25 protein-coding genes are annotated in these 25,243 nt (G+C 36.2%); 7 read left to right on the top strand and 18 right to left on the bottom strand.

Annotated elements, in window-relative coordinates; all coding sequences use genetic code 11:
• Positions 1-9: 9 nt before the first annotated feature.
• The 12 genes from BC6307_RS01900 to BC6307_RS01855 form a co-directional block, all read right to left on the bottom strand.
• Positions 10-1,242 carry a hypothetical protein gene (locus BC6307_RS01900; protein WP_066416296.1) on the bottom strand — a complete coding sequence of 411 codons (1,233 nt, stop codon included), beginning with the start codon at positions 1,240-1,242 and terminating at the stop codon, positions 10-12.
• Complete coding sequence (locus BC6307_RS01895) at positions 1,232-1,621, bottom strand: sigma-70 family RNA polymerase sigma factor (protein WP_342351652.1); 390 nt, start codon at positions 1,619-1,621, stop codon at positions 1,232-1,234. Before BC6307_RS01895 ends, BC6307_RS01900 begins: the two co-directional genes overlap by 11 nt.
• Entirely contained in the window at positions 1,536-1,739 is a 204-nt protein-coding gene (locus tag BC6307_RS25625; RefSeq protein ID WP_342351651.1) for an RNA polymerase sigma factor, read from the bottom strand. The genes BC6307_RS01895 and BC6307_RS25625 overlap by 86 nt, the downstream gene beginning before the upstream one ends.
• A gap of 256 nt (positions 1,740-1,995) precedes the next feature.
• The gene (locus tag BC6307_RS01890) at positions 1,996-2,853 is read right to left on the bottom strand and encodes a malate synthase (RefSeq protein ID WP_066416294.1); all 858 of its coding nucleotides are present in this window, start codon (positions 2,851-2,853) and stop codon (positions 1,996-1,998) included.
• A gap of 681 nt (positions 2,854-3,534) precedes the next feature.
• Entirely contained in the window at positions 3,535-4,011 is a 477-nt protein-coding gene (locus tag BC6307_RS01885; RefSeq protein WP_066416293.1) for a CarD family transcriptional regulator, read from the bottom strand.
• 364 nt (positions 4,012-4,375) lie between these two features.
• On the bottom strand, positions 4,376-4,519 hold the full coding sequence (locus tag BC6307_RS24975) for a hypothetical protein (RefSeq protein WP_169714864.1): 144 nt from the start codon (positions 4,517-4,519) through the stop codon (positions 4,376-4,378).
• A gap of 218 nt (positions 4,520-4,737) precedes the next feature.
• Positions 4,738-5,439: an RluA family pseudouridine synthase gene (locus BC6307_RS01880; RefSeq protein ID WP_066417046.1), complete on the bottom strand. Its 702-nt coding sequence runs from the start codon at positions 5,437-5,439 to the stop codon at positions 4,738-4,740.
• Between the two features lie 194 nt (positions 5,440-5,633).
• A complete protein-coding gene (locus BC6307_RS01875) occupies positions 5,634-7,094 on the bottom strand; it encodes a CoA-acylating methylmalonate-semialdehyde dehydrogenase (RefSeq protein ID WP_066417043.1) in 1,461 nt (486 codons plus the stop codon).
• Between the two features lie 24 nt (positions 7,095-7,118).
• Complete coding sequence (locus tag BC6307_RS01870) at positions 7,119-8,318, bottom strand: iron-containing alcohol dehydrogenase (RefSeq protein ID WP_066417042.1); 1,200 nt, start codon at positions 8,316-8,318, stop codon at positions 7,119-7,121.
• A 147-nt stretch (positions 8,319-8,465) separates the two neighbouring features.
• Positions 8,466-10,244 carry a sigma-54-dependent Fis family transcriptional regulator gene (locus BC6307_RS01865; RefSeq protein ID WP_066417040.1) on the bottom strand — a complete coding sequence of 593 codons (1,779 nt, stop codon included), beginning with the start codon at positions 10,242-10,244 and terminating at the stop codon, positions 8,466-8,468.
• Positions 10,245-10,551: 307 nt separating this feature from the next.
• On the bottom strand, positions 10,552-11,028 hold the full coding sequence (locus tag BC6307_RS01860) for a GNAT family N-acetyltransferase (protein ID WP_066417038.1): 477 nt from the start codon (positions 11,026-11,028) through the stop codon (positions 10,552-10,554).
• Positions 11,029-11,460: 432 nt separating this feature from the next.
• The gene (locus tag BC6307_RS01855) at positions 11,461-12,507 is read right to left on the bottom strand and encodes a DUF4362 domain-containing protein (protein WP_066417037.1); all 1,047 of its coding nucleotides are present in this window, start codon (positions 12,505-12,507) and stop codon (positions 11,461-11,463) included.
• Positions 12,508-12,684: 177 nt separating this feature from the next.
• Between BC6307_RS01855 and BC6307_RS01850 the strand changes: the two genes are divergently transcribed.
• Together BC6307_RS01850 and BC6307_RS01845 are read left to right on the top strand one after the other, a co-directional pair.
• Positions 12,685-13,548: a DegV family protein gene (locus BC6307_RS01850; protein ID WP_066417033.1), complete on the top strand. Its 864-nt coding sequence runs from the start codon at positions 12,685-12,687 to the stop codon at positions 13,546-13,548.
• Positions 13,545-13,889 (top strand): lysoplasmalogenase family protein, encoded by a 345-nt coding sequence (locus BC6307_RS01845; protein WP_157076662.1) that lies wholly within the window; start codon positions 13,545-13,547, stop codon positions 13,887-13,889. The genes BC6307_RS01850 and BC6307_RS01845 overlap by 4 nt, the downstream gene beginning before the upstream one ends.
• A gap of 426 nt (positions 13,890-14,315) precedes the next feature.
• Here the strand turns inward: BC6307_RS01845 and BC6307_RS01840 are convergent, their stop codons facing one another.
• Positions 14,316-14,915, bottom strand: a complete 600-nt coding sequence (locus BC6307_RS01840) for a DnaA N-terminal domain-containing protein (protein WP_066417029.1) — start codon at positions 14,913-14,915, stop codon at positions 14,316-14,318.
• A 161-nt stretch (positions 14,916-15,076) separates the two neighbouring features.
• Positions 15,077-16,690 (bottom strand): acyl-CoA dehydrogenase family protein, encoded by a 1,614-nt coding sequence (locus tag BC6307_RS01835; protein WP_066417027.1) that lies wholly within the window; start codon positions 16,688-16,690, stop codon positions 15,077-15,079.
• A gap of 137 nt (positions 16,691-16,827) precedes the next feature.
• Between BC6307_RS01835 and BC6307_RS01830 the strand changes: the two genes are divergently transcribed.
• Both BC6307_RS01830 and BC6307_RS01825 read left to right on the top strand, forming a co-directional pair.
• Positions 16,828-17,226 carry a MerR family DNA-binding protein gene (locus tag BC6307_RS01830; RefSeq protein ID WP_066417025.1) on the top strand — a complete coding sequence of 133 codons (399 nt, stop codon included), beginning with the start codon at positions 16,828-16,830 and terminating at the stop codon, positions 17,224-17,226.
• Complete coding sequence (locus BC6307_RS01825; RefSeq protein ID WP_066417024.1) at positions 17,226-18,734, top strand: class I adenylate-forming enzyme family protein; 1,509 nt, start codon at positions 17,226-17,228, stop codon at positions 18,732-18,734. The genes BC6307_RS01830 and BC6307_RS01825 overlap by 1 nt, the downstream gene beginning before the upstream one ends.
• 251 nt (positions 18,735-18,985) lie before the next feature.
• On the opposite strand, the gene BC6307_RS01820 is transcribed toward BC6307_RS01825, so the two are convergent.
• Positions 18,986-19,429: a hypothetical protein gene (locus tag BC6307_RS01820; RefSeq protein ID WP_066417022.1), complete on the bottom strand. Its 444-nt coding sequence runs from the start codon at positions 19,427-19,429 to the stop codon at positions 18,986-18,988.
• Positions 19,430-20,036: 607 nt separating this feature from the next.
• On the opposite strand from BC6307_RS01820, the gene BC6307_RS01815 reads away from it, so the two are divergent.
• The gene (locus BC6307_RS01815; RefSeq protein ID WP_066417020.1) at positions 20,037-20,288 is read left to right on the top strand and encodes a hypothetical protein; all 252 of its coding nucleotides are present in this window, start codon (positions 20,037-20,039) and stop codon (positions 20,286-20,288) included.
• Between the two features lie 185 nt (positions 20,289-20,473).
• On the opposite strand, the gene BC6307_RS01810 is transcribed toward BC6307_RS01815, so the two are convergent.
• Complete coding sequence (locus BC6307_RS01810; RefSeq protein WP_066417019.1) at positions 20,474-21,427, bottom strand: zinc-binding dehydrogenase; 954 nt, start codon at positions 21,425-21,427, stop codon at positions 20,474-20,476.
• A gap of 163 nt (positions 21,428-21,590) precedes the next feature.
• Between BC6307_RS01810 and BC6307_RS01805 the strand changes: the two genes are divergently transcribed.
• Entirely contained in the window at positions 21,591-22,187 is a 597-nt protein-coding gene (locus BC6307_RS01805) for a TetR/AcrR family transcriptional regulator (protein ID WP_084380473.1), read from the top strand.
• A 58-nt stretch (positions 22,188-22,245) separates the two neighbouring features.
• Positions 22,246-22,680: a hypothetical protein gene (locus BC6307_RS01800; RefSeq protein WP_066417015.1), complete on the top strand. Its 435-nt coding sequence runs from the start codon at positions 22,246-22,248 to the stop codon at positions 22,678-22,680.
• Positions 22,681-22,916: 236 nt separating this feature from the next.
• Here BC6307_RS01800 and BC6307_RS01795 read toward each other — a convergent pair whose 3' ends face one another.
• Both BC6307_RS01795 and BC6307_RS01790 read right to left on the bottom strand, forming a co-directional pair.
• Positions 22,917-23,249, bottom strand: coding sequence for an ArsR/SmtB family transcription factor (locus BC6307_RS01795; RefSeq protein WP_066417013.1), 333 nt, complete (start codon positions 23,247-23,249; stop codon positions 22,917-22,919).
• Positions 23,250-23,284: 35 nt separating this feature from the next.
• Positions 23,285-25,054 (bottom strand): SulP family inorganic anion transporter, encoded by a 1,770-nt coding sequence (locus tag BC6307_RS01790; protein WP_066417011.1) that lies wholly within the window; start codon positions 25,052-25,054, stop codon positions 23,285-23,287.
• Between the last annotated feature and the right edge of the window lie 189 nt (positions 25,055-25,243).

The raw sequence follows: 25,243 nt of genomic DNA, 5'->3' as shown, positions 1-25,243 counted from the left end.
TTGAGCCTACTATTCATTTTGTTTCCTAACTACCTGCTGTACCCATTCTGAATCATCCCAAATATTAGGCTTATCAATCGTTTCGTTTTCTCCACGCACTAGAAAATCATAACTATCTTTTGCACCAGTGTACCAATCAACGATTACTAACTTTCCGTTTACATTACGAACAAGAAACTCAGTAACTTCCGCGTAACTACCTATATCTTTAAAAATTTCTGCAGGTATTTTAAAATAGAGAAAGCCTCCATGCTCGTCATCCACATAGTCCACTTCCCAAGCTCCAACCTCCACATTGACCTCTTCGGTAATGTACACTTTACGTTCGGATTGAATTTTCTTTTCCGTGTACTGGATAAGATTTTCATTTTCCATAAAAGCACTCAATTCGATATCCGAGCCGCTCCAAATCGCACGATAATAATCGGTTAGTGCATTCACAACCATTTCATAAGCAGTCTCAGAATCTTGCATTGATAATTCCCTAGAATCCTCAGCTAAATATTCCGGAGAATCTTGTAATCCTTCTAGTTCCGTATGAGGTATTTTCTCCTTTCCATCCTCCGTCACGAACATCACTTCTACTTCTTCTATCGGGCTAACAGCATACCAAAACCTTTTGTCTCCTTCTATTGTAATTATTTTTGCTTGTACGTCGCCAGCATACACTTCTAGAATAGAAAGGTCATTTATTAGTCCTGAATAAATATATGGTATTGAGTTCATGCTTGACCAATTTACAGGAGAATCCCACTGAGCACCTCTTGTTTGAATCCACTCCCATTGATTACTCTGTTTTTCAAAGTAGGCAATATAAATCGTTTCACTACTATTTTTATTTTCTGTAAAAATAGCAATAGCGTCATTAAAATGAACTGCATTCAATTGTGTATGAATAAGAGAATACGAAAAGTCTTTTTCTTCCTTATTCATTTCCTTCATTTTTTGGTGAAAAAATTGTTCAAATGATTCTATATCAGCAACGTTTGCATTGTTTGATTCATTATGAAATGGAATAAAAACGACAATAAAGAGTATTAATGCGGCAATGCTTGCAAAACCAACGGATATCCTTTTCCATCTTTCCCTGCTCTTTTTCTTTTTTTTATAGCTATTGGAGAATTTCATCAAAGTTTCGTGTATTTGATCTTGTTTCTGTTCATCAAACTCGTGTTCATAGTCTGGTTTAGGAAGAGACTTCAGCTCATCAATTAATGGATTTTTCCATTCATTATCTTTCATATTTAATGTCCTCCCTCTTATCCTTTAAAGCTTTTAACGCCCGATGATGCGTAATACGCACCTTATTTTCATTCCAGTTTAAAATGTCTGCTGTTTCTGGAACAGATAATTCTTTAAGCGCTCGGAGAATAATGACGTCTCGATAGTTAGACTTCAACGAATTAATTACTTTATATAAATCGCGATTATTTTCACTCCATTTAAGCATTAGTTCTGGCGTTGGCTCTTCTTTTTGTTCAAAACTCTTGAGCCCCAGCACCGTTTTCATTCTCGCCCGTTTTCTTCTTCTAATCTCATCGATGCCTACATTTCGTGCAATCGAGAATAACCACGTTTTCGCTAGACTTTGATTGATATGTATCGAAGCTTTTAATAGCACGAATGAACACTTCTTGAACTAAGTCATCTATATCTCCTGACCCGACATAATATAACAAGAAATGGTATATATCTTTGCTGTATTGATAGAACCATTCGGAAATTTTATCACTGTCCATCCATTTCTCCCCCAATGTTTTCATTCATTAATTAGTCGTATTAATGGTGAGATTATTTCACTTTTTTCAAAATATTTTATAAAAAGAAAAAAGCTCGAAATCAAGCTTCATTTAAAAATCTCTGATACTATCATACATAAGAGGGTAAATAAAAAAAACGACTGTCACTTTAGAGTAACAATCGTTTTTATTCATACTAACATTTTTAGCTTGCTTTTTAAGCAGTTTTTAAAAAGTTACTCCCCCATAAAAGGGCTTAAGCCAAATTACGCATTAATGCACCGTTAGGCTTTTGTAATTCTTGAGGTATTATTTGATTCATTCTACAAAAATGTTCGAAAAATTGTTGTGCCAGCTCTTGCTCCTGGTCACTTTTAAACGAAGCGATATCACGCAGAATTTGAGCCATCCACATATTATCAAAATAACGGTATTTACCGGTATTCCATGTCATTTTTTCGGGGGATTTTTCATTTACGTAATATTGCCAGAAAAGCAACTGATCAGATTCTTGTTCTGTAAGTTGAAGCTTGTATTTTGAATGAGCAGGAATATTTCCATCTTCACATAGCTTACCGATAAACTCTTCATTCACCATATAGACTCCTAAAATCCGTCTCTCTTTTTCTGGCATCCCGGAATCTATTGATGTTAACAGGACCGCACTATTTTGGTGTAAACGGATCGGTTTGTTTGGCTTTCCTTTGTTATTACCACTTTTTATTTCGCCTGAAAAAACTTTCCACTCTGTTAAAGAACTATTCTGTTCTTCGGTGTCACACCAAAATACCATTTGTGATTCGGGATGAAGTTTATGGTTCTTCATAAGCTTTTCATGTTCTAGGCGAAGTTCGTGTTTTTTTCGTTGAAGCTTTTTTTCCTCTTCCTTCTTCCACTCTTCTTCCTGTCGCGCCATTTCCCTTTTTTGTATAATTTCTTCAAGTGAATGAGCAACACTTTGATCATGTATTTTTAAGTGCTCTCCAAACACATCCGGGTACACAAACTTTTTACTCTCCGATGCGAAATGTATTTCAATAATAGAATCATTATGTTCAACTATACTCCCTGTGCCAAAACGCTTGTGTGTAACTTTCTTATTGATTAAATTCAATATTCTAGTCCTCCTTGTAAAATAAAAACTCGGTTACTATTAGTTAGAAAATTAATCATTTTATTTAACTAACTTACCTTTAAAGCTCAGACAACTGTTTGAATTTTTCATCGGTTTAAAAAGATATTAAAAAAACGCATCCATCACTCTGCCTGTAAAAAATTACAGAAGAATTCGGAATACGACTGAAAAAACCTTTGTAAGACTATTGTAACACTTTTCTTAAAAAAATACAAATTTCTTATTGACAACATATTTTATCCTGAGGTAAAATAGAAATTTTATTATTTCCATTTAATATTATTTATGAACAAAGGCTAGCCGCATATATAACCATTTCATTACCGGTGTGATATGGAAAAAGTGAAAAAGAAGTACTCCGTATCTTTGAAAAATAATAACTTTGTTCATATTTTGTATACCTAAAACAATGAAAGCCCTACCTCTCTTTCATCCTTACGGCTCCTTGTCCGTGCCAGTGTGAATCAGGTTACAAATTATAGTGATCTTCAAACGTTCTTAAAAGAAATATAAATAATCATAATGGATTAAATTTCAGAAATGACAAAAGAGGTTTAAGCTCTAATTTTGAGCTGAAGAAGTTGAATTTCTTTAAAATGATTAACTTTTAATAACAATAATTTCTTGAAAATTCAGGATATTCCAGAGAGTTCTGTAACCTTAAAAGAAACTTTTTATTTGATTTTCAGTAATTCCTTTCATTAATCTTAGTTCACTAATTAAAAATTCATGTGCGTTATTCAACATTTTCTTTTCGCTAGAATTAAGTATTTTCTCTTTTTTCATGCGCATTAAATCACGGACAACTTCAGCACCTTCTAGTATGTTACCTGTTCTTAATTTATCCGTGTTCACTTTATACCTTTCCTTCCAAGGCATTAATCTATCTGATTCACCATGCTGAAAAATGTGTATGATGTGTTTTAATGCGATTATGTCCGTAACCGGGCGTATACTTGAACTCAATATTTTACCCTTCGGAATCATAACTTGCATATTATTAATTAACATTGTTATAACATAATACTGTTGTTTTTCTCCTGAAATTTCCTTTTCTTCAATAGCTTTAATGATACCTACTCCATGCATCGGATAAACAATGTTATCACCAATTTGAAACAAGTAATCCACCTCCATGTTTTGCAACCTTCTTAAGCTTAACACAGTTGTTATTTTTTATCAAAATTTCTATAATATCATAGATTAATTTAAATCGTCAATAACTTTTTCTTCAAAAAAATTAAAAAATGTAGGATTAGGTCACAACCGTTGTCGCGATGAGGAAACTGTTGGGTTAAGGGCCTAATAAGAAAGATATTATTGGAATTTAAAAAGATGACTCCTGCAGAAAACAGAAATCATCTCTTTAGTCGGCTTTTAAAGGATACAGATCACTGTCAGCTTGTCCATCCTTTGTGAATACCACTTCTTAACCTAAACAGATAATATATTTTTGTTTTAGTTGAGGGGCTACCTACTCTATTTTTCGTTCCATATAAATTTATCTATTAAAACTATTCGATATCATCGATTGCACTGATTCAGGAAGCATTTGATAAAATAGCCCTTCGAATATAAGGTCAAGTACTCCGGCGATGATCATTACCATTATAAGTATTAGTAAAAGTAGCTTTCTATTTTTCATTTAAATGCCTCCAATAACGTAGACGTTTCAACCATATTATATGTAAGTTTTACAGTTTGATTTGTTTGCTGTTAAGGAATTTTGAAAAGTTGTTAAGTAATTTTGGGTTCTTGTTAAGTAAATTTCGAAAGTTGTTAAGTAAATCTGAAAAGTTGTTAAGTAAATTTCGAAACTTGTTAAGTAAATCTGAAAAGTTGTTAAGTAAATTTCGAAACTTGTTAAGTAATGACCGGTTCTTTTAAGTAAGGATCCTTCATTAAATCCCAAGGATAATTATAAGGTGGAAAAGAACACACTGTTAATGGTTCCTTCTTAACTGGATGCTCGAAAGAAATGGAATGGGCCCAAAGTGCAAGTTGTTGCCCAGTTTTATTAAGTTGTTCTCCATATTTTTGGTCCCCAAAGATCGGGTTTCCCATTGCTGACAGCTGAACTCGAATTTGGTGAGGTCTACCTGTGTGAAGATTCACCGAAAGCAAACTAAATCCTTTTTTCGAGTCCAGCACCTCGTAATCTAGCACTGCTTTTTTAGCTTTAGGATAATTAGGAGAAACAACAGATACTTTATTCTTCCGATTATCTTTATGAAGATAATGTACAAGTTGTCCCCTTTTCTTGTTTGGCTTTCCATGAACAACCGCTAAGTAGTTCCGTTCGATCACATGTCTACGAAACATATCTGCTAATCTTGAAGCAGCCTTTGATGTTTTAGCAAACACCATCACTCCACCAACTGGACGGTCTAGGCGGTGGACAAGTCCCAAATAAACTTTACCTGGCTTTGAATAACGTATTTTTAGATCCTCTTTTAACATTGTTAATAAATCAGCGTCTCCACTACTATCTGCTTGTACAGGAATATTAATTGGTTTTTCTACCAAAAGCAGATGATTATCTTCCAATAATATTGAGATTATCATAGACTTTCTTCTCCTTAAGGCATAATTCTATCTATCATAACATTATTTAAAGAAATAATCGCCAATTCGAGCATGAGGTACTATAGTTGAGATTTATTTTAGAAAACAATAAAAAAACCCTTAAAATTAAGGGCTCTTTTAGTAACAAATAGCTATTTTTTAAGATTAGGACGAGGGAACAGGAAATGTCCACACTATACCCATTTAGTTGTGATAACCTTTTTACGAGTAAAGAATTGTAGTCCGTCTTTTCCATTCGCATGTAGATCACCATAGAAGGAGTCTTTCCATCCGGAGAATGGGAAAAATGCCATCGGAGCTGGTACGCCAATATTTACACCTAGCATCCCCGCATCAATCTTTTCACGGAACTGACGAACACTTCCACCATCTTTCGTGAAAATGCAAGCACCATTTGCGAATCGGGATTGATTCGTCAATTTAATTGCTGCGTCGAGATCCTTTACACGGACAATGGATAGCACTGGTGCGAAAATCTCATCCTGCCATATTTTCATTTCTGACGTAACATGGTCAAAAATTGTTGGTCCTACAAAATAACCTTCTTGTTTCGCTGCTTCATCTACACGACCGTCACGAATTAGTTTTGCTCCTTCTTTTTCCCCAGATTCAATATAACTCAACGTACGTTCTTTATGCTGATCACGGATAACTGGTCCAAGGAATACTCCTTCATCGAGCCCGTTTCCTATTGTGATTTCATTTGCTTTCTGCGTTAATAGTTCCACAAACTCATCCGCAATAGACTCTTCCACTGCGACAACAGAAGCAGCCATACAACGTTCTCCGGCTGAGCCGAATGCAGCATTCATAATTTGTGTCGTAGCATTGTCCATATTTGCGTCACGTAACACGATAGAATGGTTTTTCGCCCCAGCAAGCGCTTGTACTCGTTTTAAATTGTCTGTTCCGCGTTTGTATACATATTCAGCAACAGGCTGAGAACCGACAAAGGAAATAGCGGCAACTTTCTTATGATCCAATAACCCATTAACCACATCATGCGCGCCATGAACGATATTGAAAACACCCTTCGGCAATCCTGCTTCCTCAAATAGTTCTGCTAAACGGTTAGCTAATAGTGGCGTACGTTCAGACGGTTTCAACACAAACGTATTTCCTGTTGCGACAGCTATCGGGAACATCCAGCAAGGGACCATCATCGGAAAATTAAATGGTGTAATTCCACCAATAACGCCAATAGGGTAACGATAAACGCCAGATTCTAAATCTGTTGCAATCGATGGAAGTTGTTCACCCATCATTAAGGAAGGAGCACCCGCAGCAAACTCTACATTTTCAATACCACGCTGTACTTCTCCATAGGCCTCGGTATAGTTTTTACCATTTTCTAATGTTATTAATCTAGCAAGTTCATCCCAGTTATCTATCAATAATTGTTGGTATTTGAATAAAATACGAGCACGCTTAGGAACAGCAACTTCTTGCCAAGTTTCGAAAGCTTCCGCGGCAACTTGTACGGCGTAGTCGACATCTTCTTGTGTAGAAATTGGTACATGTGCAATTACTTCCCCGGTCGCAGGGTTAAAAACTTTTTCCGTTTTATCTGTTTTTGCATCCACCCATTCTCCGCCGATATAGTTTTTCAATGTTTTAACAGTTGTTTGTGTCATATAAATCCTCCTAGTTTCTACTGTTTATGATCCAACTACATTTTCTGAAGTGAATTTGTAGTCATAACACTTTAAATAAAGTTCTTCAATTTCCTGTTTGGACGGAACCTTTGGATTATTTTGTGGGCTGCCACTAGCTAAAGCATCTCCCGCCATTTTACTAATCGCCGTTTCGAACGCAGCTTGGTCAATTCCCCAACCTTTTAGATTTGGAATCTTTAATTCTAGACAGAGATTTTTTACAGCTTCCACTGCAATATCGGCCGCTTTCTCATCTGATAGATTGCTAGTATTAGGTTGAAAAAACCTTCCTAAATCTGCTAAACGACTGATAGAGGCCTCTTTACTAAACTCAAGAACTGCTGGTAACAACATCGCATTGGAAAATCCGTGCGGAACATGGAACAGTGCCCCAATTGGTCTCGACATGCCATGTACAAGACATACGGAAGCATTCGTAAAGGCCATTCCCGCTTGTAACGATCCTAATGCCATCGCCTCCCTTGCACTAATATTGTTTCCATCTTCATAGGCGGCCTTTATGCTTCCAACAATCTTCTCCATTGCTGATAATGCCAACATATCTGTCATTGGTTGAGCACGTCTCGATACATATGCCTCAATCGCATGACTTAATGCATCGACCCCTGTTGCAGCGGTTACCGATGGAGGGGACGAGACCGTTAAATACGGATCTACAATCGCTACATCTGGCATAAATGCTGGTTGCTTAATCATCATTTTGACATTATTAGTCGTATTCGTAATAATCGTTGCATCTGTCGCCTCTGAACCAGTTCCAGCTGTTGTTGGAATCGAAATATGTGGAACGGGGCTTTTTTCCGCCAGTTTCTTCCCACCCATGTAATCTCCTATATAACCACCATTCGTCTGCACAACGGCAACTGCTTTAGCAGTATCAATACAACTTCCCCCACCAAGTGAAATGATCGTATCACATTGTTCTTTTTCAAAAAGCTCTAGAGCTTCATCCACATATTTATCTGTTGGTTCGGACTCAACCCCTAAGTAGACAACGCTTTCCATTTTCTCTTTCTGTAAAAAGTTTTCGCATTCACTTATAAACCCGAGACTCTGTATCACTTTATCACTAATAATCAATGCTTTTTTTCCACGAGCAGCTGTTTCTTTCCCCACTTTTTCAAATGCTTTTCGACCATAATGAATCGTTCCTGGTGTCCTAAAAACGGCGTAATCCTCCATTTCTTCCCCTCCCAATTTGGACTCATTACTTATTAAGCAAAAAGTGTGCCAACCTTCCAGCATTGATCATATAAGCGTTTATCGAAGTGGTTGTAGATTTTCCGCTACAATTATGTAGTGAAGGTGTAGCGTTATGACTACACTAGGCTACAATCCATATTTTTTAAGCTTTTGGTAAAGCGTTGTCCGGTGAATTCCAAGCCTTTTTGCTGCCAATGATTTATTGCCTCCTGACTCTTCTAAAATCATTTGGATGACTTCTCTTTCCTTCGCATCTTCCTCTTGTCTTACCCTGTGAATCGGAGAAGCCTGTACATTCGTAAACTCAAGTTTTTTCATATAATTAGGAAGATGACGAAAATCAATCGTTTTTCCTTCTGTTAAAATAACTAGTTTTTCAATCATATTTACTAATTCGCGTATATTTCCATACCACGAATAACTTATTAACACTTCTAATGCAGCTGCTGTTACTTCTTTTTTCGGTATTTGATACTTTGTACATATAGACGTTAAATAGTGAGAAATTAATAATGGAATATCCTTTTTCCGTTCCCTTAATGGTGGGATGGATAATTCAATGACGTTGATTCGATAATATAAATCCTCCCGAAATGCTCCATCCACCACCATCTCCTTTAAATTTCGATTAGTGGCTGTCACTATTCTTGTTTTTAACGGCTGTTTCCGGATACTACCTAATCGTTCAAACTCTTTTTCCTGCAATACTCGAAGTAATTTCGTTTGCATAACTAGGGGCATCTCACCGATTTCATCTAAAAATAATGTTCCACCTTCAGCCAATTCAAGCTTTCCGGATTTACCACCTTTTTTCGCACCAGTAAAAGCCCCTTCTTCATAGCCAAATAACTCTGATTCAAATAGCTGCTCCGGTATCGCTCCGCAATTTACACTGATAAACAGACCTTCTCTATATTCACTTAAGTCATGAATACTTTTAGCAAACATCTCTTTTCCGGTTCCACTTTCACCAGTAATCATGACGGTTGCATCCGTTTTTGCCACTTTTCTCGTCATCCGTTTAAGCTTCATTATCTCCTCACTTTGACCGATAATCTGTTCAAGCGACATTGTGCTTGGCAGCTTATTTGGTAAACCTTCTGTTTGCTTTTGACCTGACGAAATCTCCTGCGTTTTTTCCCGGAAACGGTCATATATTTGGTACAGTTCCGTAACACCTTCAAAAATGAGCATTCCGATTGCCCCAACTAGTTCCCCATTTCGCCACAGTGGAATTCGATGCACCACCATTGGTTGCCCTTGAATATACTGGATTTCCCCTCGTTCAGGCAGACCTGTTTTCACTGTTTGGTGAAGGTTCGTATTTTCAATCACCTCTTGTACTGGTCTTCCGATGGCGTCCTTTTTTTCCACACCGGTAAAGCGACTGTACGCCTTATTAAACTCCACAATAATCCCATCTTTATCGACGACGGCAACCCCTTCATAGGCGCTATCAAGGATTGTTTCGACAATTTCAGCTGTATGAAAGGAATGATTTAAGTCCTCGAAGTATTGCGAAATCCCTTTCAACATTTCGGATTGAGTCAGTACCCCTATTAATTTATGTTTCTCGTCCATAACGAAGAAATACGTATAGGGAAGCTTATGTAAATCAAGAATGGAGTCACCTACTCGAATGATATAAAAATCCTCCTTGGACATATAATGTAAAATCGGATCCTCTTCCGCTTCATCCAACATAGCCTTTAGCAAAATCTTTGACGTTAATATTCCTACTGGATTCCCCAACTCCCCGACAACAGGCACACATTCCAAATCCAAACTATTTACCTTTAATGCCGCTTTTTTTACTGTATCATTCACCCCAACAGTAACAGGTTGAGAAACCATCCACTTCTCCACAGATAAACTCAAATCCCTGTCAAGATAGCTTTGTAACATGACCATACCCCTTTTATAATGTATTTCTCTACAATCTATCGTTCAAAGCTTCGCATTCCATTCAATATAAATAGTCATTCAACAATTCACTGAATAACTCCTTCATGTGAGGCTGAAGTATCTATAGAAACTTTTTTACTACAAATAAGAAGGAGCCCTTTTCCTTTTCGAAAATAGCTAAGTAGTTCCGATTATGCAGAATCATAAATAACACGTAAATTAACAGTATTAATAGCAAAAAAAGCTTGGGAAACATCCCAAACTCTTATCCTTTAATATACAGTTCTTGTTCAATTAAAACTCTCCGTTATTTAAATACAATCTCCATTTTCCTACTTTTCGTTGTCATCCCAATTGACCTATAAAATTCGATGGCAGCTGTATTTTCCTCGGATACTCCCAATTCGATACTGTCAACTTTGAGGCTTCTTCCAAAATCAAAAACATATTGAGTTAGTTTTTTTCCGATACCTTTCTTCCTATGTGTATCAGCAACGCATAAACTCTGTATAAATAATACTTTCCTCGCATTAACGAAAGTATTTTCCGTTACTTCCTCTTCCTTTGTAACTACAACGCCAACTATATCATTGTCTATGCTGCCCACAAAAATATGCTGTTTCTCATCAATTAATTGGCTTTCAAAAAACTCTTTCTCGACTGGAGTGTCATTCTCTTTATACAAATCTGGTCTTACAAATACGTGGTATTCATGAATCTGTCTAAATAAAGGCAGCAGTGAATCATAATCGTTTTGCTTGGCGTTTCTAATATAAATATCCATTTCTTTATCCCTCTCAATAATTTTCTAATGACCTTCTACCAACTCTCACTCTTGCACGGAATGCCACCGAAACTGGTTGTTAATTCATATGCTATTAACAAGGTTTCAACAAAAACGAAACAACTTATAATTGTTGTCTATTGTGTTTTTCGAAACTTTAAAACTTCCAGGGATAACAATAGTAGAATAACGATGGACATTACAACGAAACCTTTTATCATACTTACTAAACTTTTATCATGCGTTATATATTGAGAAATATAATAACCTACTGTACTGGCTACCACTAAATAAAGTAAACATCTCAAATATTTCACCATTTTGTTACATCAATCCATTTCATTTTTTGATTAACGTTAAACTATCATCTGAAGTACGAGACAGAGAGAATAGGATTTTTTTCTTAAGTCAACGTAAAGTACTTTTCAATTACTAGTGTAATCCTATTTTCTTAATGCCCTTCACTTTTGCTCTTCCAGGTACTGTATTACTTTTGCTTCCTTCTATGGTTGCTAAGATTTTATCACCAGGGTTAAAATCTTTTGTATTTACTTCTGTTACAATAGTAAAGTCGAAAATATAGTTATTGAAATCTATCTCAGGTAATTCATCCTTAAGCCATTCATAATCTAGCATAGTTAACCCTTCCCCAATTAACAGTTCGTTGTCTCTTATTTCTAACACGTACCCTTGAATAGTCTCCTCGGTTTGTATATTTTGTTTGTTTTCAGCTTGTTCCATTATGTAATTTGCAATGCTAGTAAACTTCTCGCCATCCATAGTTTGATCACACGCACTCCATTCAAATTCGCGCTCACTGTTATTAATATATACTTTTAAGAAATAACTCACCGCATCCTCATTGTCACAAGTTTTCATGAAATCTTTTTCGTCTACGTAATTTGCATAAACTAATCTTTTGTATACCTCTTGCTTTACATCCATTGTGATATTAAAGTCACTATTTATTTGTGTTTCACTTCCATTACTCGTGTATTTCAGTTCGAACTCAAAAAAATCCTGTTGGCTCACGTTATAGTTAATTTGCAAAATATCTATCATTCCATGAAAACCACCAGCACAATCAACCGCTATATAGGTGGTGTTCGTAGGATTAACTTCCTCGATCAAATTGTCACATTTAGTACTTGTTATTGTCCCACTTCCAAATTTGTCACGGGTCGAATCATTTTTCACTTCAAGAAATTCTCCATTATAATCTAAGTCTGTTACGATCGGGTCTCCTTCCGTCGTGTAGTGCACAATTCGCAATTTAGAGGATATTCCTTTTTGTACACTGTCATGAAAGTTACTCATTTTTTCTAGCCCTTTAATACTTCCATGACTATTCAGAACATCAACATTTTTCAAGCCCTTTACGTTAATTTCAGCGTTTTTTTGTGGTTCTCCGCTTTGATTATTACATGCAGATAATACTACTAGAACAAGAAATATTAGAATGTATATCGTTTTTCTCATAGGATTGGTTCCTCTCTTTTTTCATGGATTCACCTCGGTGCACTAACCTATCTAAAACAATTCAACTTGTTGACTTTTATTCCTGCTTTCACCTTACAGATTTTTATCTATATAAGAATGATTTTAAGGGCATGTTAAAAAAAGGGATAGCTGATTTTTATATTGGAGGCATACAAATTGATAAAAATTATGGCTGATTCAACATGTGATTTATCTGATGAAGTACTGGCAAAGTACGATATCAGCATGGCACCTTTAACTATAAATATAGAAGGAAAAGTATATAAAGACAGGATAGATATTCAACCAGATGAATTTTATGGAATGCTAGAGGCACTACCAGAGTTTCCGACAACAGGAATGCCGAGCCCAGAGGAGTTTCTAAAAATAATTAAAAAGGCTGTTGAGGCTGGTAATAAGGAAATATTATGTATATGCATGTCTAGTGGGACAAGCGGTTCCTATCAATCAGCTGTACTAGCGAAAGATTATTTTTTCGAGGAAAACCCGGAATCAAACGTTAAGATACATATAGTGGATTCAAAATGTATGAGCCATGGAAGCGGTTGGCTCGTGTTGAAAAGTGCGAAGATGAGAGAGCAGGGAGCTTCATTTGAAGAATTAGTTGCTTTTAATGAAAATTATAAGAAAAAGGTAAAACATTATCTATCTGTAGCTGATTTAGATCATTTAATAAAAAGTGGCCGACTCACTAATGCAAGTGCGATAATAGGGAAGATCTTAATGCTAAAGCCAATTATGTCGATGAAGGATGGAAAAGGAGCCATAGTTGGAAAAGAAAGAGGACTGAAAAGAGTTCTTAAGCATTACACAGAGGAGTTTGTAAAAAGAAATAACAAAGAAATGACGGACTTTATCATCATTGGTTATACATCAGATATTAAAGTAGCCGAAAACCTTAAAACGAAAATTCAATTGGACACCGATTTCTCGGGAGACATCTATATTATGCAAATGGGAGTATCGGTTGGTACCCATGTTGGCTTAGGTGCGATTTCGATGTTTTTTGTTGAGAAGTGAGGAAAGACTTATTATTCATTGAAGGAGACCGTTCTTTATATAAACGGTTTATAATGGCAGTTATTTTGTATTTTTACTTATATGAAAATGTACGGAAAAAAGGAGGCAAAAAGCTTCTTTTCGCTGTTGCCTTTTATATCATTATAATCACAACAATGGTAAGTTTAGCGATTATGACTAGTACAAAAATACTTATTGCAGCTGCTTTCTTATTTTTCATTTCAGATGCTATATTAGCTGTAAATAAATTTAAGGTTAATTTTAGACTAGCAGACTATTTTGTAATGAGCACTTATTTTACTGCTCAGTTGTTGTTTGCTATAAGTATTGGTGGACTATAGTAGGCTTTAACAACTACAAGGAGCTGTAGCTACCTTTGCACTGAAAGACTCATGCATATTAGGGAAAATGTAACTGACTGGAGGAACTTTATTTGGAACACCTTGCCCCCTCTATAATTTTATCTGTGGTAATTGTATTACTTCTTTACACATTAATTGAAAAACGGCCTCAAAAGAAAGCAGAGAAACTTACTTACTACGTGTTGCTACTGATATTATTTTTCTCTTTAACTTATAGAAGTTTAAGTTAGTATTAAGCAAAAGCAAATTGATAATTCTTCGATGAGAGGTTACGCCCAAGTTTTTTTAGGTTTACCTCTTACTTTTATTCAGTAAAGGGGACTGGTCGTCCACACATTTTTGAAAGTAACCTAAACAAAACTATTAATCATTATATTTTTTTAGCTCAATACATCTAACTTTTTACTACTCTCTATTCACGAATCGAAGGTTATATTTAGTGCCAAATATTTTTTCCGCAACCTCTAATATTAGGTCACTGTATCTTGTCTCCAACCAATCCAATTGAAATTCGTTCGCACAACCAATAACTAAAACTCCATCCACCAATTCACCTTTTGTCTGTCTAAACCAAGTATCAAATGAAGGCTTAGATATTTCAGCCTTTATTCCCTCTAATATTTTCTTCCAATTATCATCGACTTGCTCCTCTGTAAGCTCCATTTCTTCCTTATTAGGAACTCTCCATTTTCGCTTAATCTCAGTGAAGTCCTTCACAGTCAAATGGTCTGAAAAATAAAATAGAACTTCTGCTTCCTTGTCTTTGCCGTCCCTAAATGCTTTCTCTAGTTTTTCCATTTCTGTTTTCTTTACATAATCCTTCATTTGTTTTTCAAATGCACCGTAGTTAGTGTTTAATTGCTGTAACTCGCTAAATTCTTCTTTAGTAAGAACCGAATATTTGAATAATACAAAGGCATCATCCCAATTTCCATCTTCCAATGCATCTATAATTCGTTCTTCATCAATTTGCTTGTATATTTTTTTACTAATTGTTTCGCTCATAAAAAATTCACCCCTTTGCTTTATTGTAGTTAGAACAAAAGTCTTTGTAAACATTAGGAAAAAGTTATAATGGTCCCTCGTCCACTTAATTAATAGCCTTAACTAAAAAAAACCCTCATAACTCCAGTAGTTGTGAGGGGGGGAATGTAACTTATGTGTTTTTATCCAATCTCCGCAACCGCAACTCGCTGAAACGCTTTAAAAAACTCGTTACAAAATACGTCCCACTCAACAGCAGCTTCCATAGAGGCTTCTGTTACTTCCCCGATCACCGGTCGCGCCAGTAAGTCTTCCAACCTTGCACCGAATTCTTCTACCTCTTCCACCGATGCACCATTTAATACACTCGCAACAAACTCCCTTGCTGGATACCACTCTTGCACTCGCTTCAAATCTCTATAGATTTGCGTTAATAATAAATTACGAGGTCCTTCCCACTGTTCGTTCACGACGACATCTCTGAAAATACGTGGCAATGACGAAAACTCTTCCATTACCCCGTGCCCACCGAACACTGAAATCGCCTCACGCAACACTTCCGCTCCTTCATTCGTCGTACAAATTTTTTGCAGCAACACAAGCTCACGGAAATTGAACAATTGCTTTTGAACTTCTAACGGCTGGTCACTTTTAATTCCTGGATTCAACGGTTTTTCTAGCTTTAAAAATAAATCGTACACTTTAAACGCGCCAGCAGTCGTTCGATGTGCTGCCTCTTCTATTCTTTTTAACGTAGCGGCCGATAATGGATAATCCTTCACTTTCTTCCCAAAAACAGTGCGGAAGTCTCCATATAAATTCGCTTCTCTCGCTGCCCTCAGCATAAACCCAGCACATGCAATACCAATCTCTAAGCGCGATAACGTCAACACAATGCCAACCGCCACTGCAATGCCGCGATCTTGTGGACCAACAGGATAAGCAAGTGCCCCATCATAATCGATTTCTCCTGTCGGAACTTCTGCTGTCCCTAACTTCCACTTAATTCTATTAATCTTGTAGCCATTCCGAATCTCTTTTGCTTTATCCCCTGGCAACCATGCTGGAACGATAAACGTCCCGATTTTGTCTGTACCGCTAAAACGCGCGGTGATCACCGCATAGTCGGCATGAGCAACGGAGCAGAAAAACTTATTCCCATAAATACGATAGTTCTTCCCATCAGGAACAGCCTCTACAACATTTTTCGGTAAATCAGAACCACCTTGTATTTCCGTCATAAACTGTGCGCCAATCGCAAACTCACCATTCAATCCTTCTTTTGCATGCTCTAGTATTTCTTGCAACTCAGGATGGTCTTCATTAGGAAACTGTTCTAGCAACGCAATTAATCCATGTGTACACGTCATCGGACAAGTCACTCCAGCCTCCCCTAGTTGATGGATGAGCAATCGCTTCGTAAAACTTTCCCACGCTGGCATTCTACTTGAAAATAAACCTTCCCCGAATAAACCTTTTTCTAGTTGTAACAATTCGTGCGGGCGGACAATTCGGTCAATCCGGTTGTTAAACGCATCGTAATGCAACATGTACGGACGTGCTTCTGGACGTGCATTTTTCTCCGCAAGCTTATTCCAGTTTTTGGAGACAACTGGTGAAAAACTTTTGACCGCTTTCTCTACCGTTTCAAACTGCGCCCCCGCATATTTTTTCAACACTTTTTGCACAAACGGATCATCTGCATACCAATCGGAATTATCCCGCGCCTCTACAAAATTTTTAAATGAATACCTGTTTTCTCCTCTAGCCTTCTCATCTTGTTGAACTACCTTCATCACAATCACCCCTTAGTTCATTTATTGGAAACCTGTCCCCTTGGCCCACTTTTGACTTAAAATTTATTGACAATTCTGTTAATTACTTTTATTATAAAGTTAAGTTTACGTTAACGTCAACTAGGAGGATGAAAGAAATGACAGAGCAAAAGTTTTTTTCCATACAAGAATTAGCTTCCCTTTTCGATATAAGCTCGAGAACAATCAGATATTATGAAGAGATCGGCATGCTTGTATCGAAAGAACGAGATAGCGCAACAAAGCAACGACAATTTTCCAACCAGCAGAGAAGAAGACTGAAATTAATTCTTCGTGGAAAAAAACTAGGGTTTAGCCTTCAAGAAATTAAAGACATGGTGGACCTTTACGAACATAACCCGAAAGGAGCTGATGAAAAAAATAGAATACTAGCGTATGCAGATAAAAAGCTAATTGAACTGGAAGAGCAAATTCTTGAGCTTCAAGTGTTGAAAGACGAGATTGAAGCCCATAAACAAAGCTATTTATTAGAAACGGATGAAAAGGAGATGAAATAATGGGAGTTACTATTCACGGATTGTTAGAAAGAAATGCAAGAAAGTACAGTAAGAAAGAGGCTTTTATTACCGCCAACACTCGGCTTACATACGAGGAAATGAATAGCATCACGAACCAACTTGCGAGAAATTTACTCCAAAATGGGGTTAAACGCGGGGACCGTATTGCCATTATGTCACGGAACAACGAACATTTCTTTTATGCTTTTTTCTCACTTATGAAAATTGGCGCTATCCCAATGCCACTTAACATTCGGCTAACTGCATCCGAGCTCCATGCGATTCTTACAAACTGTAAAGCGATTGGCGTTATGTATGAAAGTGAATTACAGGAAACGGTTAGCTCCATACCTCTTGCATCTCAACTTGACCACCTCCTTTTACCGATTCAAGAGCTATTGAATAGTGCTGCTTCGTTTGAAAAAACAAACTTAAATATACCAATCGATTCTCGTGACGTTTGCGAAATTTTATTTACATCTGGAACGACAGGTATTCCTAAAGGTGTACTTTTTAACCATGAACGCTTGCTTGCGATTGCAACAGCTATTTCTCAAACATTTAACCTTTCCAACAACGACAAAATGTTAAATTTAATGCCACTATCTCACTCCGCACCGTTAAACACCTTTTTCTTAAGCGGATTATATAGTGGCACCGCACACGTAATTGACGACTTTACTCCGAAAGCATTTTTATCTTACATTCAAGAAGAAAAAACGACATTCTCATTCGCAGCACCTGTTGCATACCTTTTCGCTTCCAAAGATCCAGACTTAGCAACGTACGATTTATCTAGTATGCGTGTATTCGCTTATGGCGGCGGACCGCTAGCACTAGCAAGCTACCATCATGTGAAAAAAGCGTTCCAAAACGAAAACTTCTACCAAGTATACGGATTAACGGAAGTTGGTCCTAACGGTATTTTATTAAAACCTGAGGAGCATTTAACGAAAGCTGGTAGTATCGGAAAATATCCTACCGTGAATATGGAAATCCGAATTGTAAATGAGCAAGGCGAAGATACAGCTCCGAATGAATATGGAGAAGTTCTTTTAACAGGAGACAGCCTCATGTTAGGATACGACCATAACGAGGCAGAAACAAAAGCGGTAATCCGTGACGGCTGGGTGTACACGGGGGATATCGCCTACAAAGACGAAGACGGATACATGTACATCGTAGACCGAAAGAAAGACATTATCATTTCTGGTGGCGTAAACATTTATCCGCGTGAAGTCGACGAAGTATTAGCCAAGCATGATAGTGTACTAGAATCCTGCGTCATCGGCGTGCCACACGAAGAATGGGGCGAAACCGTAAAAGCAATTGTCGTTCCAAAAGGCGACGTAACAGAAGAAGAATTGCGTGAATTTGTAAGCGCATACCTTGCCGACTACAAATGCCCACGCCAATACGCTTTTGTCGAGCAGCTCCCGCGTAATGCAAGTGGGAAGATTCTTAAGCAGCAAGTGAAGAAAGAGCATAGTGCTATTTTGAAGTCTTAAATATAAGCGCTAATCGTACTATTACATTACTTACAAAAAGCGGTTCTCCCGTTTTCATTTTGAAGGTGAAACCGAGGGACCGTTTTTTGTCGGTGATGTGACGGATTGTGGTACTTTCTTCACTTCATCAGCAAGCGTGTTTGGCTAGTTCTGTTATAGAAACTAGCACATTAGACACTTCCCTTATTCGGTCGACCGCATAGAACCATCTTGCTTTTCACATGGCACGTTATTTTACCGCTCCACTAGTTTCAATTATCACTAGTATCTAAAAGGCTTTTAATGTGTTCATATAAGTAATTTTCTTCTATTACATCAAATCTACCTACAAAGTCTTCACCTAATGGAAGAAAAATTTTTGAAGTTTCTGAAACATCTTCAAGTTTTTTGTGAGGTGTGGTTATACGAATATCAACTCTATACTCTTCTGCTGATAGTGGTATTTCATCATTCTTCTTTAATGTCAGTTTTTCCAATGTATCTATTAATGATTTTATTTCTTTTTCATCTGTTAATAACATTGTTTCTTCATTTGTACGAATTTCTATTTGCGGGATGATGTTTTCTTCTTTCCACAAACTAGCGTATTCTTTTTGCATAGTTGTCGTCTTATTTTTGCTGTAAGATTGATAACCCCAAATACCTATTACAACAATTAATATAATACTAATCTCAATCCAAATACCTTTTCTCATAAAATACCTCCTCTAACATATGTTATCAATATAAATTAACAAATTACAAACCTCACTAAACTTCCACCTTTCCCAATTTATAAAAAAACAATTAAACTTATGTTAAATTCATATTATCAAAATTTACCATTTTAGAAAATATGTGAAAAGGCGTGGTGGTGTATTAGAAGGATCAGAAAAGTTTAGAACACCGGATGAGCAGATAACAGAGTCCAAAATCATTGTGAATGGTACAATTGAAGAAGTGCTACCCTCAAGATCAGTTACAGGTTATAGATTAGATAGTTTCTTTGACTAGAATAAGTGGGGCAATTGATGACTATGCGTTAATAACATGTTATCCACATTTAACAGAAGAAGTTGAATACTATTTTTATAGATTAAAACAATGGGAAGAACTGTTATTTCAGCTTTTGATAGGACGAGGGGACATTGTTTTTTGTCTAATAAAAATTCATTATAGGAATATCTTTGGCTTGGTCTACTCTTATAATTTCTAAAGGGCGAAGCGTGCAATAAGAAGTAAGTAATCTCATTATTTGACAACCGATAGGAATCGTCCACATAGTTTTTTTATTCATAATTGTCGAGAGAGGGGGTGGCACAAATGCCTTTAAGTATCAATCAAAGAAAAGACTTGAGAAAGAATCTTTTGGAAGAAGTATATGAAAACTACTTTAAAAAAAATGGAGCACCATTTACTCAGACTAAGGAAGAATTACGAGCCGATAAAGAAAAAGATTTAGCTTATCAATATTTACAAGAAAAAGGTTTAATAACCTGTACTCAAATGGGTAACTATATACAAATTAAACCTACAGTACACGGTATTGATTATGTAGAATCTCTAGAAAAATAAGAGGTTAGAGCATCCTTTCGAGGGTGCTTTTATATTTCGTTAAGGTAGTTCCACAAGAAAGAGATGTCTAATTCCACTTTCCGCACTTCGAACATTGATTGTGCTAAAAGTATAAAAGCCTATGAAATTTTACGATGAAATTTCACAGGCCTTTTCTTTTTCATTTTTAAAGGATTGTTCTACATTTATTCAAATACAGCAACTAAACGTCCTTTTACTTCATGATTTTTCAGTTTTTCAATACCTTTGTCGACTTCTTCGAATGGGATTGTAACTAAATTCGGGCTCATTTTTCCAGTAGCGAAACAATCATATACACCTTTTAAGTCTTCTACTGACCCACCATTACTTCCAAATAGCTTAATTTCTTTTGTAATCATTAAATACGTGTTGATATTTGATTCTAATTTACCCATACCAACAATGACAACTGTTCCTTGTACTTTTACAGCTTCTAGTGCATCAGAAGTTGTTTGTCCAAATCCAGCAAAGTCAACGATAACGTCACATTCTGCTTCTTTCATATCTAGGATTGTGTCGTACACTTTATGAGCACCTAGCTCTTCTGCAAGCTTACGAGCTTCTGGAGAAACATCTGTAGCGTACACTTCGCAACCTTTAATCAATGCCATTTGTAGAGCAAATTGACCAAGTCCACCGATACCGATAATTCCTAACTTTGTACCTTCTTTTGCTTGTCCAATACTGAAAAGAGCGCGATACGCTGTGATTCCTGCATCTGTTGAAGCTGCCCCTTCTATAAAGGAAACGTTTTCAGGAATGATTACACATTGGTGAGCAGGAACTCGAACTTTTTCTGCATAGCCCCCGTCATAGTTGTACCCAGCAGTTATTTTCGTTGCGCGATCCATTGGGTTAGCCCCAACTCGGTCTCCAACTTTAATCCCTTCAACACCTTCACCCACTTCAATAACAACCCCAGCAAACTCATGCCCTAAAATAACAGGACCATTTGGGAAAAGTGGCATCCAACCTGGATCTTGTAATGCTGCAACGTCTGAATGGCATAGACCAGCAGCTTTCACGTCAATAACAACGTGACCTGGAATCGCTTTTGGATCTTCTTTTTCTATCAATTCTAGTGGTTTATTTGTACCTGAAAATAACCAACCTCTCATACTATCTCCTCCAAATTTTCAAATTTTATTTTTTGAAACTCTCTAATAATTCTACCTACACTTATAGTTTACTAGGTTTCTCTTTCTGTAAACCAGCCTTAAAATTTGCTATAATGTTGAGGAAACCAACACACTCATCAAATCTGTCTAATAGGAGAGTAATATGATGAAACCCCATTCCAAACAAGCGCTGCGGACAAAGAATTTTTTAAAAAAGGCATTTATTGAAATGGTACATAAAAAGGGATACAGTGCTGTTACGGTGAAGGACATCGTTGATCATGCGCAATATAATCGAACAACCTATTATGTGTATTATCAAAACATATGTGAGCTTGTAGATGAGTTAATGAATGAAATGTTTGAAGCTATTCAGTATTACAGCATGTGTAAATACGAAAGCGATAGTCGGGTAAAAGTAGAAGAGTTAACAACATCCTCATTTGATTTGTTGTATTATATTTACGATCACCGTGATTACTTTACATTAATACTTTTAGAAGATACTTTGCCAAACATTCACCAGCAACTGCCGGAAGCAATATTTAAATTGTTGAATAATAAATTTGATATTCAATACGACGTATCTTCTGTTGATGATTACCACCAAAAGCGTTATATGGCACATGGTACGGCAGGATTAATTAAGGACTGGATTGTGCAGGATTTTGATGTGACACCCGCTGAAATGACAGAACGTCTCATACGTATATTAAATACCTTTGCAAGAGGGTTTGTTATAAAAGAGATCGACTCCTAAAAGGGACATTAGGGATAGGTACTTCGGGCGCAAATAATTTACAAGGATTTTGGATCAAATGAAAAAAACTACCTTTATTATACTTTTTATAATACTAATCTCATTAATTACAATGTTAACAATAGATTTTCTTTATTATGTTGGTGTAATTAACTTCCAAGTAACTATTTCTTTATTTTCCATTTCCGTCATTATATTTATATTTGACAAATCTAAAAGTAAAAATATAAAACTCATTATATTCGGTATTTTATTCATGGCATCTTTTCTTCTTGTAATTCCGAATTACAGCTACTCAAGTGCTGTTGAAAAGGTTACAAGTCAGTACCTTGGAGAAACGGTACAAAGCGTAGAAAAGAACACTGCTGTTTATGTTGATGGTTTTAATTTTATCAAACCTACTAGGCACTATATTGTAACTTTAAAAAATGATGATTTCACGCAAAAATATAGAGTGAATCCCACAACAGGAAAAATATTTATGCACCAATAATTTTACGGACATCTACTGGAATATAGTCGATGTCCTTATAAAATTGGACAATTATTTTTCATACTATCTTTTTCGAAAATACTAGTTCAACAGAGATAGAGATATTAGTTTCGGGTGCATTTTCACCTTAACCTTCACATACTTTCCAATTTCTGTGTGGATGACTTTCCTGTCCCTTAGTCCCACCTATGAATATATGAATGGGACGAGGGGATACTACCTGTCCCTTCGTCCCATTATCCTTCATTGTCCTTTAATTTATCTAACGTTGAGATTGTATCAACTAAGTGATTATTAAAGATTTGGCGTGCTACATCTAATAGTTCAATAATCATAGGATCCTTTAAAGAATAGACAACACGATTTCCTTCTTTAACACCTACTACAATATTTTTCGCTCTTAATACTGTTAATTGTTGAGAAACAACAGATCCTTGGCTGCCGATGATACTTTGGAGTTCATTGACGTTTTTATCGCCTTCTGACAATAATTCAAGAATTCGAATTCTCAAAGGGTGAGCTAGTGCTTTAAAAAACTCTGCTTTAAATTTTTGCATTTCAAGTTCCATTTTGCTAACGCTCCAATCTAAAACTTCTTTATTTATCAAGGTGAAGAAGTTATTAATTTCCTTTTCTCTTCAGCTTCTTTGAAGTCAGACTTTGAAAGACTTACACATTCTCTAAAAGCAAAGTGTTTACACCCTGAACACTTTTTTACATCTAATTGTGCCAATGCATAGTTTATTGCTTCCCCTGTCCGTTCAAAGAAATGTTCCTTTCCAATAATATCACTTAAACCAGTTTTGATTAACATTTTTTCTGGTTGTTGATTTAAACCTGTAATTAAAACGATTCCGTTTTTTGAAAAGTCATTTACGATACTAGAGAGATACGACTCTCCAGTTGTATCTATATACGGCACTTTTCCCATTCTTAATATTAACACTTTTGGTTTATAATTGATTGTTCTCATAATCTTTTGTTCAAATGTTTGAGCAGCTCCAAAAAACAACGGTCCTTCAATATTATAAATACTGATTTGAGGACAATCATGAGTGTCTGTTACTATAGTTGGGTCTACTTTATCGGTCTTACTATGTGGATTAGGAAGTACCTTTTCTGTAATCACACTTTCACTCATACGCTTTGTAAATAAGATGACTGCGAGTATTAATCCAAACTCAACTGCTACGGTTAAATTCACAAATACAGTTAATAAAAATGTTACTAATAATACAAGAGTATCTCCTGACTTTGTCTTCAAAATATGGAGAAACTCTTTTCGTTCACTCATATTCCAGGCTACAACCATTAGGATTGGGGCCATACTGGCTAATGGAATACTAGAAGCATACGGAGCAAAAAGAAGTAAAACAAAAAGAACAACAATACCATGAACCACTCCGGATATAGGTGAAACCGCACCATTTTTTATATTGGTTGCTGTACGAGCAATGGCGCCTGTCGCTGGAACCCCCCCAAAAAATGGTGTTACAATATTTGCTACTCCTTGCCCCATTAATTCCCTATTGCTATTATGCTTACTTTTCGTCATACCATCCGCTACAACCGCTGAAAGCAGCGACTCAATGGCTCCAAGAATAGCAATAGCAAAAGCTGGTCTAATTAATTCTATTATTCTTTCATAAGTAATGTCTAACATTTGAAATTTTGGTAATTCACTTGGGATATTTCCAAATGTTGACCCAATCGTTGGTACTTGATTTGGGTATAACCACACGGCAATTAGTGTTGATAATAGTAATCCAATTAACGGACCAGGTATTTTAGGAACAAACTTTGGAGTTAGTAGTACACTTACCAAACAAATTAGAGCAGTTAATATACTATAAATATTTAAAGAGTTGATATTTATTAAAATTTCAAGAATGTTGTCTATAAATGCCTCATGTTTTTCAACACCAGCCAAACCTAAGAAATTGGAAATTTGTCCTACAAAAATAATAACTGCTATTCCAGTTGTAAATCCAATTGTTACAGGCTTTGGGATGAATTGTATTAATAAGCCTAACTTAAAGACTCCCATTAAAAACAAAATAATTCCTGCCAAAAATCCAGCAATCAATAAATTTTCAAAACCGTACGTTATCACAATCCCAAATAGAATGGGAATAAAAGCACCAGTTGGCCCCCCGATTTGATACTTTGATCCCCCACATATGGAAATAAGAATTCCCGCAATAATGGTAGTATATATACCGTATTCTGGTTTCACACCTGATGCAATAGCAAAAGCCATCCCTAAAGGTATTGCTATTACACCCACTACTACCCCCGCAAAGATATCCTTTTGTAATTTTTGTAAAGAATAATTTTCAAATCTCTCCGAAGAATATTTAAATTTTTTTAACATAAAAAACCCTTCTTTGTTTTAAATTGTGTTTACTATATATGTATATATGAATATTTGAATATATACAAATTAAAATATTCGGTAATAGTTTAAGAGGCTTAAAAATTTACTTTCCCATCCTTAACTTTCACATATTTTCCAATTTCTGCGTGGAGCTTTCCTGTCCTCCTAGTCCCTACAATAAAGTGG

The sequence above is a fragment of the Sutcliffiella cohnii genome, from assembly GCF_002250055.1.
GTDB lineage: Bacteria > Bacillota > Bacilli > Bacillales > Bacillaceae_I > Sutcliffiella > Sutcliffiella cohnii.
Note: the sequence above shows the minus strand (reverse complement) of the source record. Positions and strands in the feature narration are given on the sequence as shown.